At 54.7% G+C, this 14517-nt stretch carries 12 protein-coding genes; 1 reads left to right on the top strand and 11 read right to left on the bottom strand.

The features are described from left to right. Window positions 1-163 precede the first annotated feature (163 nt). The gene (locus GZH47_RS22590) at window positions 164-721 is read left to right on the top strand and encodes a hypothetical protein (protein ID WP_162643289.1); all 558 of its coding nucleotides are present in this window, start codon (window positions 164-166) and stop codon (window positions 719-721) included. A gap of 35 nt (window positions 722-756) precedes the next feature. Here the strand turns inward: GZH47_RS22590 and gntK are convergent, their stop codons facing one another. The 11 genes from gntK to GZH47_RS22535 all read right to left on the bottom strand — a co-directional run bounded on the left by gntK (window position 757) and on the right by GZH47_RS22535 (window position 14503). Next, on the bottom strand, window positions 757-2307 hold the full coding sequence (gene gntK / locus GZH47_RS22585) for a gluconokinase (RefSeq protein ID WP_162643288.1): 1551 nt from the start codon (window positions 2305-2307) through the stop codon (window positions 757-759). 188 nt (window positions 2308-2495) lie between these two features. Further along, window positions 2496-3797: an MFS transporter gene (locus GZH47_RS22580; RefSeq protein ID WP_162643287.1), complete on the bottom strand. Its 1302-nt coding sequence runs from the start codon at window positions 3795-3797 to the stop codon at window positions 2496-2498. A gap of 44 nt (window positions 3798-3841) precedes the next feature. Further along, window positions 3842-5443: a leucyl aminopeptidase gene (locus GZH47_RS22575; RefSeq protein WP_162643285.1), complete on the bottom strand. Its 1602-nt coding sequence runs from the start codon at window positions 5441-5443 to the stop codon at window positions 3842-3844. Between the two features lie 141 nt (window positions 5444-5584). After that, a complete protein-coding gene (locus tag GZH47_RS22570; RefSeq protein WP_162643284.1) occupies window positions 5585-6958 on the bottom strand; it encodes an ATP-binding protein in 1374 nt (457 codons plus the stop codon). 3 nt (window positions 6959-6961) lie between these two features. Next, window positions 6962-7360, bottom strand: a complete 399-nt coding sequence (locus GZH47_RS22565; RefSeq protein ID WP_162643283.1) for an ATP-binding protein — start codon at window positions 7358-7360, stop codon at window positions 6962-6964. Between the two features lie 244 nt (window positions 7361-7604). Then, window positions 7605-9359 (bottom strand): anti-sigma factor domain-containing protein, encoded by a 1755-nt coding sequence (locus GZH47_RS22560; RefSeq protein ID WP_162643282.1) that lies wholly within the window; start codon window positions 9357-9359, stop codon window positions 7605-7607. After that, window positions 9356-10177, bottom strand: coding sequence for an RNA polymerase sigma factor SigI (gene sigI / locus GZH47_RS22555; protein WP_162643281.1), 822 nt, complete (start codon window positions 10175-10177; stop codon window positions 9356-9358). The genes GZH47_RS22560 and sigI overlap by 4 nt, the downstream gene beginning before the upstream one ends. 120 nt (window positions 10178-10297) lie before the next feature. Next, window positions 10298-10723 carry a hypothetical protein gene (locus GZH47_RS22550; protein ID WP_162643280.1) on the bottom strand — a complete coding sequence of 142 codons (426 nt, stop codon included), beginning with the start codon at window positions 10721-10723 and terminating at the stop codon, window positions 10298-10300. A gap of 202 nt (window positions 10724-10925) precedes the next feature. Continuing rightward, entirely contained in the window at window positions 10926-11474 is a 549-nt protein-coding gene (locus tag GZH47_RS22545) for a peroxiredoxin (protein WP_162643279.1), read from the bottom strand. Between the two features lie 136 nt (window positions 11475-11610). Beyond that, window positions 11611-12690, bottom strand: a complete 1080-nt coding sequence (gene leuB, locus GZH47_RS22540) for a 3-isopropylmalate dehydrogenase (protein ID WP_162643278.1) — start codon at window positions 12688-12690, stop codon at window positions 11611-11613. A gap of 169 nt (window positions 12691-12859) precedes the next feature. Continuing rightward, on the bottom strand, window positions 12860-14503 hold the full coding sequence (locus GZH47_RS22535) for a DUF2339 domain-containing protein (protein WP_162643277.1): 1644 nt from the start codon (window positions 14501-14503) through the stop codon (window positions 12860-12862). Between the last annotated feature and the right edge of the window lie 14 nt (window positions 14504-14517).

The raw sequence follows: 14517 nt of genomic DNA, 5'->3' as shown, positions 1-14517 counted from the left end.
CGTTCGTGCCCGGAACAGGATGGTTCTTACTACTTCACCATCGAATCCCGATCCCCTGCCTGGTCGCGCACCCACTATTTTCATAAAGAGCCCGCGAAACATTACGAGGTATCGCTTCGTCCATAATGTGAAAGGCTAGAGTTAGAAGAAAGGGTGTATGCAAATGAAAGAACCGTCATCCGGGCGATTCGCCCCTGTTCGTTTACGTTCACGGCTGCTATCGGCCGTTCTCATAGCGCTAACCTTGCTTGCGAGCGCTGGCTGCGGAAGCGCATCCGACAATAACAGCGCCGCCGATTCCGGAGACAAGGCCGTGAAGACAGGCTTGCTCATCTCCGACAAGTTAAGCGCGGGCGAGAATCCGTTTCTGACGGCGGGCATCGACGATCCGAAAAAATTTCAAGAGGTCTTTGGCGCAGTGAAAGCGGCGATCGCCCGCGGCGACAAGGCCGAAGTCGCGAATCATATCCTGTACCCGCTGCGCGTGAACGGAGCGTCCGGGACCGAGTTGATTCAGACAAGGGGCGAATTCGTCAAACAATACGATGCCATCATGACGAAACAAGTCCGGAATGCCATTGCCAGCCAATCGTTCGATCAATTGTTCATCAACTATCAAGGCGTCATGGTCGGCAACGGAGAGATTTGGTTCGCGGGCAGCGCGGATAAGCCGCAGGTCATCGGCATGATCGCGATCAACCACGATATCGGCACACGCTAGCAGCCCGCCCTATTGATGAAATCCTAATCCATGCCTTAATTGAAAAGGCTCCGCTGGAATTCCGCGATGCTCGCGTACTCGTCTTCCAGCTTATCGGCAATCCGCAAGTAAATCGGCAGCAGCCTCTGATACAGAGCTGCTGCTTTTTCGTTTGGCCGGTGCGCATGGGTAGCTCCGACCATACGGGAAATCATATCGAACGAATCCGCCCGTCCGATCGCGATCAGACCCAGAACGACGGCGCCCAGGCACGAGCTCTCGAAGCTCTCCGGAATGACGACTTCTTGATCGAAAATATCGGCCATCATTTGGCGCCACAGCTCCGAACGCGCGAAGCCGCCGGTCGCATGGATGCGCTTCGGCTTGCCCGTCGTCTCCTCGAGCGCCTTCAGCACCGCGTACAGATTATAATTGATGCCTTCCAGCACGGCGCGCATCATATGTTCCTTGCCGTGGTGCAGCGTCAGCCCGAAGAAGGAGCCGCGCGCGTCGGCATTCCACAGCGGCGCCCGCTCCCCCGTCAAATACGGATGGAACAGCAGTCCGTCCGAGCCGGGACGCACCCGCTCCATGATTTGCGTCAGCAGATCGTACGGATCCTTGCCGAGACGCTTGGCCGTCTCGATCTCGGAAGCGCCAAGCTCATCCTTCAACCAGCGGAAGATGACGCCGCCGTTATTGACCGCCCCGCCGATCACCCACTTGTCCGCCGTCAGCGCGTAACAGAAATAACGCCCCTTCGGATCCGTCACGGGCTTGTCCACGACCGCGCGAACCGCTCCGCTCGTGCCGATCGTTACCGCGACGACGCCCGGCTCGATCGCATTCACGCCGAGGTTGGACAGCACGCCGTCACTCGCGCCAACGACGAACGGCGTCTCCGGCAGCAAGCCCATGACGGCCGCGTATTCCGGCTTCATGCCGCGCATGACATGCGTCGTCGGCACGAGCGTCGACAACCGATCCGGCCCAATGCCCGCGACGTCCAGCGCCTCCGCGTCCCAATCCAGCTTCTCGAGGTTAAGCATCCCCGTGGCGGAAGCGATGGAATGGTCGATCACGTATTCACCGAACAGCTTGCCGAACACGTACTCCTTGATCGAGATGAATTTCCACGCCGCATTGAAGATTTCCGGCATGTCGTGTCGCAGCCATAACAGCTTCGTAATCGGCGACATCGGATGAATCGGCGTGCCCGTCCGCCGGTAGAGCGCATGCCCGTTCATTTCGTCCTTCAGTCTGGCCGACCAGCCCGCGCTGCGATTGTCCGCCCAGGTCAGGCAATTCATGAGCGGATTGCCCGCTCCGTCGATCGGAATGACGCTGTGCATCGCCGAGCTGAACGAAGCGAGCAGTACCGCGCCCGCTTCGATTCTCGCCGTCGCCATCACTTGCTTCACCGTCGAGACGACCGCCGAGAAAATATGCTCCGGGTCTTGCTCCGCAATGGACGGCGTCGGCGTGTAGAGCGGATAACCCTCGTGTGCCATCGTGACGACTTCCCCATTTTCGCGGAACAGCACCGATTTCGTGCTGGTTGTTCCGATATCGATGCCGATCATGTATGTTTCCTGCTGACGTTCCATTTCTATATGTACCTTCTTTCCGTTTTTGCACTGCTGCTCGCGTAGGATTTACCTCTTATTTTAGCTAATCTTCCAACGGATTTCACCTCTTGCAGCAGGAAGGGGCATTTCGATTCCCTACATCCAGTCTATCGCCATGCCATCATCAAAAAAGACGCACCATGAAGTGCGCCCCTCCAAAAGCTTGATTACGCTTCTTCTCCCCGAAACGAATGTCTCTCTTCCGGCGCTGCCTTGAGCACGAACGGTCCGACTGCCGCCGTCAATGCGAGCAAGCCGATGCCGATGAACATGGAGATGCCGTAGCTCTGCAGCCAGTACGCGCCATGCTCGATCTGCTTGTAAATCCATCCGCCCAGCAGCGGGCCGATAAAGCCCGTCGCGCCGGTCAGCGCGGAGAAGACGGCGACGTACATAGGACGGTCAGACTTCGGCGTGTCCCCGATAATAAAGTTGAAGATGAGCAAATTATAGCCGCCGAGTCCGATGCCGAGCGTAATATTAACGAGCATAAGGACGAGAATGACCGGCAAAAACGCAATGCCCGCCCATAATACGCAGGAAACCGCGATGATCGGCAGCGCCCACAGCAGCAGCGTCCGCGTCGCATACCTCGCGTTCATGTTGCCCCAATAATAATAGCTGAACATCGTCACGACCATTTGCACCGTCGTAATGATGGTAATCCACTGCTTGCTTAAATGCAGCGTTTCCAACATGACGTACGAGAAAAGCGGGATGGCGATATTTTGCAGCAGAATGAATCCCGCAATGAACAACGTCGCCTTCATATAACTCTTATCTTTAAGCGGTTTCCCGAACAGTGCCGCCGAGCTTGAAGCAGCCGATCGTTCGAACGGCAAATTCGGATAGCGTAATAGCTCGACAGCGTTCCAAACGGTACATAGAGCGCTTACAGCATACAGGATGACAAAAGCCGTCCGCTCGTCCAGCTGCTGGAGAATTTGACCGCCGATCAACAGCGAAATACTCGCCACGGCCCAGTGGATCGTATTGCGAATGCCGAAATATCGTCCCCTGACCTGGGCGGGCACCATATCCGCAATGATGGACGTCCAGAATACCGAGCTGGTCGATGCGCAAACGAAGGACATTAAGAACATGCCGATAAATACGTCCACCCGAAGCGAAGCCGTCACCAAGAACGGAATAAGCCCCGTCGCGACCCAAAGCGTTCGATGCGTGATGGCGAATACAGCCAGCAGCAGCCGCCTGTTCGTGAAGCGCTGAATATAGAAGGCGGCAACGAGCTGCACGAGGTTGGCAAGCGCCGGAATCGCGACCACAAGTCCGACATCCGACGCCGTCCCCCCGAGAAAAATAACATAAATGGTTAAGATCGGCCCGCCCAGCAAGTTGCCGATTATATTGGCGGGAATGCCTTCCGTGATGGAAGTGAGCAGCCCCCTGCGCTGGTCGGACAAGTTTTTACGGCGAAATACCGATATGACGTGATTCCAAAATGACATGACCTTCGTCACAGCTCCCCATGTGAATCTCTAGATGTACGCCTTTAAGCCTTGTCGTCAGCCAATAACTCGCCAAGCGTCCGGACCATGACGCCGGTTCCGCCTTTTACCTCCCATGACCGGTCCCGCTCCAGCCAAGCCGTGCCCGCGATATCCAAGTGCACCCAAGGCTTCTCTTCCGCGAAAGCGCCGATGAACAAGCCGCCGATGCTGGCTGCGCCGTAGCGGCTGCCGCCGTTCTTCATATCCGCCGCCTCGCTGTCCAGCTGCCGGCGGAATTCCGGATACGGCGGCAGCGGCCAAATCCGCTCGCCCGCTTGCTTCGAAGCCGCAATGACCTGCTGCTGCAGCGATTCGTCGTTCGTTACCGCGCCTGTCGCCACATCGCCGAGCAGGACGAGGACGGCCCCCGTCAACGTCGCTATGTCGATGAGCTTCGTTGCTCCGCCGCGAATCGCCGTCGTGAGGCCGTCGGCCAGCACAAGCCGGCCTTCCGCGTCCGTATTGACGATTTCGACTGTCGTGCCGTTCATCATCGTCAGTACGTCGCCGGGCTTGAATGCGCGGTCGGACGGCATGTTCTCCGCCGTTGGGATGACGAAGACCGCGTTGCGTTTCGGTTTGGTCTCGCCGAAGATGCGCACCAGGCCAAGCACCGCCGCCGCGCCGCCCATATCCGATATCATTTCTTCCATGCCGGGGCCTTTCTTCAGCGAGATGCCGCCGGTATCGAACGTAATGCCTTTGCCGACGATGCCCCATATCTCCGCATCATCCGGATTGCCCCGATACTGGATGACGATCATCCGCGGCGGATTGATGCTGCCTTTGCCGACGCCGATCAAGCCGCCCATCCCTTGTGCTTCTGCGGCAGCCTCGTCAATGATCTCGCATTCGAAGCCATAGCTGCCTGCCAGCCGCCGTGCTTCCTCCGCAAGCTTCGAAGGAACGAGCGCATTTGCGGGCAGATTCGTCAAGTCCCGGGCATACATCGCCGCTTCCGCGAAGAGGCTGCCGCGCCGGATGCCGGCTTCCCAATCCGCGGTGACGGCTGCCGCGGCGTCTTCCGCAAGCTGATCCGTCGGCGTGAACGCGACGGAAGCGATCAGCGACTTTCTGCGCGTGTCGATCTTCTTCGCCGTCGTGCGCGTGTACAGACCGAGCAGATAGCCCTCCGTCATCGCTTGCGCAGCTTGCTTGATCGTGAAACCCGGCTGACCCTTCCCGTCATTCGCCGCTGCCGCTCTTGCAGTCGCCGCAGCAGCTGTCGTTAAGCAGGCCGGCAGCAGATGCTTCACCGTGACCGCCTTCAACCGTTTCGCCGCTTTCGCGGCTGCAGCCGCCGCATCGCGCAAACCGTCCGTCGTCAAGCTATCTGGCGTCGCGATGCCGACATAGACGACGTGCGCGGACGGATACAAGCCGAGCGTCGGCAGTACGAGCGTTTCCTTAAGATCGGCCTTGAACAGCTCTTTAGCCGCATGCTGCCTCATCGCATCGTCGAGGACGCCATGAATCCATGTTCCTTCTTTGGAACCCTTGGCACAATCAGTGCCGTTCAGTTCCCGCTTGCTTACGAAAGCAATGACGACATCGACAGTTCCGACCTCGTCTGCGCCTGCGCCGTATGTGAAATGAATGCTCATCGGATGAACACCCTCCAGTCCTTATCCATTTCTTACTAACCTATGAAGCCATTCCCTGAAAGGACCCCGAAACGCCAAAAAACCGGGGTTTTCCCCGGTTTTCCGTAACGATGACCCGAGTCTTATCCCGATTCTAATCGTTTATTCCGCTAATGGCAAATAGATCTTGAACTCCGTGCCTTCGCCGGTATTGCTGGCCACGCGGATCTTCCCGCCATGGTTCCGGACGATACGATAGCTGACAGACAGCCCTAGGCCGGTGCCCGCCGCCTTCGTCGTATAGAACGGATCGAACAGCTTGGATTTCGTCACGTGATCCATGCCGTTGCCGTTGTCCCTGATCGTAATCTCGGCGTCGCGGCCTTCGCGTCTCGTAATAATATCGATCCTGCCGCTCCGCTCGTCCTCCAAATCGCCGATGGCATCCATCGCATTGCGGACGATGTTCAACACGACCTGCTTCACCTGCTTCACGTCGATCGACACCGAGATATCCTCATCATAGGTTTCGAACTGAATTTGACAGCCCTTCATGAGCGCTTCGCTGTCGGACAAAAGAATGACTTCCTTCAGCAGGCCGTTAATGCGCACCTTCTGCTTCATCGGCGCGGAAGGCTTCGAGGAATTTAGAAATTCATAGATGATATCGTTGGCGCGGTCGATTTCCGTCAAGATAATGCGAGAATACTCTTCCTTCCCAAGCTGCGTGAGATGGGGCCTCAACAGCTGGATAAAGCCGCGAATCGAGGTTAGCGGATTGCGAATTTCATGCGCGATGGAGGCGGCGATTTTGCCGAGCATCGCGAGCTTGTCGTTCTGATAGGCCGACTGCTCGATTTGCTTGTACTCCGTCACGTCTTTCACGCTGAACAAATAATCGCCTTCCAGCTCATCGCCGTAGGTGACCGTCACGAGCAGCGTGCGGCCGTTCGCGTCCACGAACTCGAGATACCTGCTTCGCCTCAGGAACGTTTCCTTGTATAAGCGCAGAATGATCCGTTTCGTGCTTTTGCTCAGTTTGCTATGCGTCAAAATATTGATTAAATTGCAGCCGATTAGCGTCTTGCGGGGAATATCGAGCAGTTTGGCCATCTGCACGTTAACGAAGGACAGCATGCCGTCCCCGTCAAAAATCGCGATGCCGCTGTCCATATGCTGCAGAACGTTTTCATACTTATTCTTGACCATCATGACCGAGCGTTGAGAGCGGATCAGCATTTCGCTCATTTCGCTAAAGCGCTGCTCCGAGCTTTGCTCCGGTTGTATCCGGAACCGAAACGCGACCATAAGATCGATCAAAAAAATAAATGAGCGGCTATACAGCCGCAGTGCTTCCTCGGAATCGACGTTTGCTACGAGCATCTGCATGGATTCTTCATGAACGGCGATAATGTCCTCCGGATGAATATTCTCAAGCATCTTGCCGATTTCCGTAGCCTCGAATAGCGATGCTTCGCTGCCGCTGCGCATATATTCAGCGAGCGCAGGGAAGTATCGCATACGGATTGCCTGCATGATTTACTCCTCTCCTGCCGCACAAATCGGTGAATCGATGCGCAGTGGAGCGTGAACCCATTTATGAAACGTTATCATGGTTCCTCGCATCTGATCGTGACTGAGCTCCATCGAATCCGTCATTTTCTCCATCCATTGCAAATGAATTCGATTCGGCCCTTTGAAATGATCGAATAGTCTGACTTCGATTCCACTGGCAGAATCTCCTTTGTACAAGCTGACCGGGCGAATCGTCATATGTCCTTTCGCCGAGATGGAAAGGAGCTTGAGCGCCAATTCCGAAATGGTATACGCGATGACGGTTTGATCGACTAGGCTGAACCCTATAGTTTTGGCGATTTCCCTTCCTCTATGACGTGCCTGGATCGCGTCCGATTTCTCCTGAATTTGGAATATTTCCACGTAATAGCTCGCCTCCGCCCTTAAAAATGTGCGTGCAGATTCCGAGTTGAGATCGCTTACAATAATCATAGAAAAAACCACTAAATTATGTCAACAGGAGAAACTGTCGAAAGCACTCGACAACAGGGGACTATTCTACCCATTGTCGCTGCGAAACGTCCTATTTATGCTCCGCAGGTAACCTCCATAAGAAAAAGGCGCCTCCAAATCAGCGCCTTCTCTGTGATCCGATACGGGCTTTGCCCTACCTGTTTCCTTTGTTCTTGCCGCTGTCTTGCATCTGGCTTTTCCCTTTATCGCTGCCTTTTCCCGTATCTTTTTCCAAACCTTTTTCATTGTCTCTATCTTTGTCTTTATCTTTGTCTTTAACTTTCCCGTTATCGCTGTCTTTATCGTTCTCTTTATCGTTGCGGTTATCCCGATCATCGTTCTTGTCCAAGCCGGAGTCGCGAGAACTGTCTTCCCGGGTTGCGCTTTGGTTCTCTTTCCCCTGATTAACGCCGCTATGGCGGCTGTCAGAAGCGTTTTTCGCCTCTTCCCTGCCGCCTTCTTTGTTATCCGAACCCTTATTGCCGCTTATGGTGCCGGAGGATTTGGAATTCGTTTGGGATTGCTGTTTTGAAGGTGCTTTGGGCTTGGACCACGGAACGCCGCCAAACCCGTTTTTGCCGCCCGAGCCGTTGTTTCCTTGGCTGCCGGCACCTCCCTTACCGCTCTTGTTTCCTTGGCTGCGATCGTCACCGCTTCCATTCTTTTGACCATTTATACCGGCGCTGCCAGGGCTGCTGGAGCTTCCTTTGCCATGACTGGATGAGCTTCCGCCGCCTTGGCCGCCGACAGCTCCGCCGCTGCCGGAACCGCCTGTATTATTGCCCGGGGAATGCTCGCTAATATTAATGACGCCGCCTTGTTGGAGCGTACGATCATTACCGGAGCCGCTCTTGTCATTGCCCGAGCTCTTCTTGCCATTGCCGGAAACATTCTTACCGTTACCGGAGCCCTTCTTGGAACCGCTCCATTTATTATGCTTGGCCTGCTCTTTCTTCAACAAGTCCTCAAGCTGCTGCTTCTGCTTCTCCCACAGCTTCTCGTTGTCCGTTTCCTTCGAGGCCGGCGGCTTCGATGCCTGCGGCTTGACGGTTTGCGGGTTCACGGTCTGCGGTGCCGCGGTTTGCGCTTTATTCGGATCAGTGCCTGCTGGCTTGCTGACTTTAGCGCTGCTTTCTTGATTTTTCATCACCGCTGCAACGCCGCCCATCGGCTTCGCCGCTTGATGAATGGATTCTTGTTTCAAATCCTTGATGGAAATCCGGTAGCCTTGCTCCTTGGCCATCAAGTAAAATGCCATTTTACCGGAAGAAATCCCTGCCCGTTTCGCTTCGTCGCGAATCCCCTCCGGCGCGGATACCGTCGTCACTTCTATCGCGAGCTGGCGTCCCTTCTCCGTCTTCGAGAGCGACTTGCGAACGGCGTCGTCCATATGCGAAGTCAGGCTGACTTCCTCTGCCGGCTTCACTTGTGCGCCGACGGCTACGCTCGTAATCACGACATCGCCTTCGCCGCTATTCAAGTAAGGACCGGCGCTGATGCGGTCCATGATCGCCTCCGTGACCGTTTGCAGCGACTGTCCTTTGAATTTCAAGCCTTTCGTGACATCCTCGCCGTCGGTATTGATCGGCCGCAGCTCCTCGACCCGCTCATTCTTATCGATGCCCAGCTCGATGCTGGGATTGACGTCCATGGTCAAATAGGCGACGACGGAAGAGGGATGCGAGAAATGCTGTGCAATGACAGGCACGAACAGAAGGAGCATGATTGCTGCGGCACCGACGCTGAAGCTGTACAGCTTGCGCGTCCGCTGCATCCGTCTTTGCTCCGAGAAGGTGAATTCTTCACCGATTCCGGGCTTGAGAGCGGTGCGTACTTTACGGAATTGACCGTCCGGCATTAATACGATAACGTGCTTGCTGCCGGTTTCCATAACGATTCCACGGCTCATGCTCTCACTCCTTCCACTGCGGGCAGTTCCTTTTGAGGCGGTTCTTGGGGCTTGATGTATTGCTGCAAATATGGAAAATCTCCATTATGTAAGATTGTCAAAGCGATAATATATTTCCGGTTACGCTCGATCGTTTTGCGGGAAACGCCAATCATCTCGCAGAGCTCCTTAATCGGAAGCTTCTGTTTCGTTTCCAATTGATCGTATAACTCCGGATCATTCGCCAACCGCCGGCTGATCGTAATAAGCAGCTGCCTGGAATCGGAGTGTTTGGGCGAAATGTCGGGCAGTTCGCCGAACGTGATGCCGAATTCTCTCAGCCTGCCGTCAAACTCCGCGATCTCGAACCTGCGCGCTTCCGTTTCCTGCGTCAACGAATACCGATTCAACGCCTCGTTCGTTTCGATGACGTTAACGGTCGATTCTTCTTCGTCATCCTGGTCGAAAGCACTATAAGGTACGGTGACATGATGCCTACTTTCTTTGCGGACATAGTCAATAAGCCTGCGCCGAATGACCGTTTCGGCAAAGCCGAGGAACGATTTTCCTGCTTGACTTGAGTACTGTCCGATCGCTTCGTCAAAAGCGGCCAGCGCGATACTGAATTCATCCGAGCTGGCGGGATCGATATATCTCTTGCAAAATCGGCTCGTCACCTTGGCGATATAGGGCTGATAAGCGTCAATAAAAGCATTTCTCGACGCTTCGCCGCTGCGAATCAGCTCCACCGTTTCTTCCGGAGTGATTCGTGCTTCGGGGGTGACTGCGGACGTATCGTGCTTGCCGCCGAAAATTCGTTTGAACAGAACGAGTAACAACCAGCTCCACCTCACATCTACAGTATTCGGGTCATCGTGTTTGCTTTGAGGGGGTAGACATTAATAAATTCTAATGATCCGCAAAATAAAAAAGCCCCCTTCTTCAGGAGGCTTCTGCCGCTAACAATATCCTTCTGAGGTCTTGCGCTGCCTGAGCTTATTACGCCGCTGATTCAGCACGCCAAGCCGCTTCTTCAGTTCCCCCTGCCAGCTCTCGTCGCTGATTTGCTTCGCGAAGCATAACAAATCGAGCGCCATGTCTATCTGACTGCTGACGACGTCCATGGGGTCTTCGTTCTCGTTATTGACGCAATTCTCGAATAGCACATTGTCTTCCTGTTCGACATATTCAATGAAATCGACTTCGGAAGCACCGTCGCCATGCGCGTATTCCGCCAGAATTTCGTATTCGTTCTCAATTAAGTAATGAATCTCGACGCGGTGGCAAACCGGACAGAACAGAATAGGGACATTGTGAATATGAGTACGAAAATGCTTTAACGTACCATTCGTGCCAATCATGCTGGCACCGCAGCAAAAGCTCATGCCGGACTCCCTCCTTAACTGCATTACCTCAATCCTGCGCATCTGAAACATGATTTAACTTATTCGCCCTTAGATGGCAAAATTCCTGCTTGCGCGCGTCAGGCCGATAAGCTGATTGTTACCTCGCGGCCGCTCTTTATGCATGCGAAGAAGCCCGAGGTCTATGAAAGACCCCGGGCTTCTGCCGTTCAGGGAACGGTTCTTATTTAGCAACCAGGTGTTTGTCGCCTGGTTTCCAGTTGATTGGGCACAGACCGCCGGATTGCAGAGCTTGCAGTACGCGGAGTGTTTCTTCAACGGAACGGCCAACGTCGTTGTGGTTAACGACTTGGTATTTGATTTCGCCTTCCGGATCGATGATGAACAGGCCGCGCAATGCGATACCTTCTTCTTCGATCAGAACGCCGTAGTCGCGAGCAACGTTCTTCGTGATGTCGGCTGCGAGCGGGAAGCTCAGTTGGCCAAGACCGTTATCGTTAACAGGCGTGTTGATCCACGCGCGGTGGCTGTGTTTGCTGTCTACGCTGACGCCGAGGATTTCGGTGTTCAACTTCGTGAATTGCTCGGAAGCCTGGCTAAGCGCCGTAATTTCTGTCGGGCAAACAAATGTGAAATCCAATGGGTAGAAGAAAAGGACGAGCCATTTGCCTTTGTAATCGGAAAGAGCTGCCGTGCTGAAATCTTGTCCATTGCCAATAACGGTCTCCATCGAGAAATCAGGAGCCGGACGGCCAACCAAACGTTCTGCCATGTGGAAAAACCTCCTAAAAAGTTTGTATAGTATTGTGTTGAGAATGAAACTCAGTTGTAGACTACGTTTAGAATAATACCAACTCTTTGGAACGAAGTCAATATTGAAATTATTACTTATTTATAATTATTCTAATTTATTTCTTCATTGCCGCGATGATCAGATCGCCCATTTCAATCGTGCCGATCGCTTTGCTCTTATCGACTGCGATGTCGCCCGTACGGTGACCTGCATCCAGAACGGACTTCACCGCGTCTTCGATGCATTGCGCCGCTTCGGCATAACCGAACGTCAGACGGAACATCAGCGCTACGGAGAGAATCGTTGCGATCGGGTTGGAAATGCCTTGACCCGCGATATCCGGCGCGGAACCGTGTACCGGCTCGTAAAGGCCGAAGCTGCCTTCGCCAAGCGATGCGGAGGACAGCATGCCGATGGAGCCCGTAAGCATGGCTGCTTCATCGCTGATGATGTCGCCGAACATGTTCTCGGTTACGATAACGTCGAAGCTGGAAGGACGGCGCAGCAGCTGCATTGCGCAGTTGTCGACAAGTACGTGCTCCAATTCAACATCCGGATACTCGACCGCGATCCGGTTAACGACTTCGCGCCACAGACGGGAAGTTTCCAGCACGTTCGCTTTATCGACGGAAGCCAATTTCTTGCGGCGCGTGCGCGCGATTTCGAAGCCTTGGCGCGCGATGCGCTCTACTTCTTTCACGTTGTATACGCAAGTGTCGACCGCTTCTTCGCCATGCTCGCCTTCGCGGCGGAATTTCTCGCCGAAGTAGATGCCGCCCGTAAGCTCGCGCACGACGATGAGGTCCGTGCCGTCAAGCACTTCGGGTTTCAGCGTGGACGCTTCTTTCAAGCAGTCGAACACGTTCGCGGGACGGATGTTGGAGAACAAGCCGAGCGCTTTGCGAATGCCGAGCAGGCCTGTTTCAGGACGAAGCTCTTTGGAGTTGTTGTCCCATTTCGGGCCGCCTACTGCGCCAAGAAGAACAGCGTCGGCGTTCTTGCAGATGTCGAGCGTTTCTTGCGGAAGCGGCGTGCCTTTCTCGTCGATCGCGATGCCGCCGAACAGGCCGTGCTCCGTTTCGAATTGATAGCCGAACAGTTCTTCCGTTCTCTTCAATACTTTCAGCGCTTCGCCAACAACCTCGGGGCCGATGCCGTCGCCGGCGATAACGGCGATTTTTTTCACTTCTGCCATGGAAAATGCCTCTCCTTTATTCAGGACTTGAACGTCCTTGATTATGATTCTCAGTCTAACCATAGTTGTACCATAAGAACGCCATAAAGACAAAGATATGAAAGCTATGACTTTTATAGGCTCAGCATATAAGAGGACGAATTCAAGCGGGCGTGATCGGGTTGCGCAATCAATCGTGCATGCCGACCTCCTGTTCAGGGTTGAGCATGCCTTCCGCCGCCTCGGTCTTATTGCCTGCGTTTGCTTGTTCGCGATCCCGCCAGCGTTGATTGATCAGCGTAATTCCGAAGCAGATCAGACCGAGCATGAGGAATGCGATCATTTTGTAGAGCGTATCTTCGCCGGACAAATCGAACATCAGCGTCTTCACGGCCACGACGGCAAGCACGCAGGATCCGAACCAACGGAACAAGACTCCCCTGCTGTAGGCGCCCCATAAGAACAGCAGCATGGCATAGACGCCCCAAGTAACGGACAGCATCAGCATCGTTCCATCCGCCCAGAAATAAGCATCGCTTGCGTTCAGGATCTGGACCGTCAGCAGACCGCCCACGATCAGATGGGATAGCAGGGCATACACGTGGCCGATTACGGCATGCTCGGAGGATTCTGGCCGGATACCATCGAACCGGACTTTTCTCGCAAAGTAGAACCCGATCGCCGCCAGCAGCATCCAGGCAGCCGCTCCGCCGTTCAAGAATGGAACATAGACGTCAAACCAATTAATCTGCGGGACATTCCAGGTTGCCGCGAACCAATAAACGCCCGTGATTAACCAGATGACCGATGCAATCAGCTTCAACAGGTCCGATCGCAGTTTCATGCCGCCTGCCAGTGCGATCAAGGCAATGCACGACCATACATACACGCCGATGATCGGGCGGTATTCCGATCCTCCGCCAAGCTCGGACAGGCCGATAAGGAATACGAATGCGCCGAACAGCAGATGCGAGTAGATCGCGACTTTGCCTTGCTTGTCGATTTGAGCGACCACGGCGCTCATCGCCATGTACAGCGCGCCGATCGCCAATAAGAGGACGGTCATCGAATGCCCTTCGCCGCCGAGCAGCGTAGGCGCCCACAAGCCGAAGAGGACCGTATTCGCGAAGCTCGCCGTCATATTCCAGCCCGCATAGCCGCATTTCTCCCGCCACGCGGCGACGAAGAATGCGAGCGCATAGAACACGAACGCCGCCAGGGCATAACTCATTGGCTTCGTCAGCCAGCCGCTGTCCGCATGCGAGAAATTCAAATAATAAACGGCATATAAGATCCACGTGGCGACAAATGCGCCGATTCTCGGTTCGAGCCACGACTTCGCGATGCTGATGGCGAAGAATACGGCATTGACGACCAGCAGATACAGGAAGAGCGGAAATACGTGATCCGCTTCCGGTTGCAAGACGAACGGAGCAAGCAGCGCGCCACCCAGGCCAAGCCCGAGAAGAAGCCTGAAATTGTATGCGTACGCGAACGCCGTCATCGCGACGGTTATGACCGACATGACGATGAACACGGTAAGCGGCTCCCAGATCGCTTCATACACACCGGCGTAAATCCCTGTCATGTACCAGGCAGCAGCGCCAAGACCTGTCGCGAACTCGCCTAGACGTCTGCGGTTCATGTCTGCGCGCCGCGAGAGCTTGAGCCCTGCCGCAATGGCGCCGCCGCCTGCCAGCAGTCCGGCCCCGATTTTCATCTGTACCGTAATCAGCCCTTCGTCCAAGGTGTACTTGAACAGCGTAGCCAGCGCTGCCAGCAGGAATAATACGCCGATCAGCGTCGTCCAATGTCTTTTCCACAATTCGTTCATGTCCATCAAGCCCC

Origin of the sequence: Paenibacillus rhizovicinus (assembly GCF_010365285.1) — a bacterium.
GTDB classification, from domain to species: Bacteria; Bacillota; Bacilli; order Paenibacillales; family Paenibacillaceae; genus Paenibacillus_Z; species Paenibacillus_Z rhizovicinus.
This window is presented reverse-complemented; position numbering and strand designations above follow the sequence as displayed.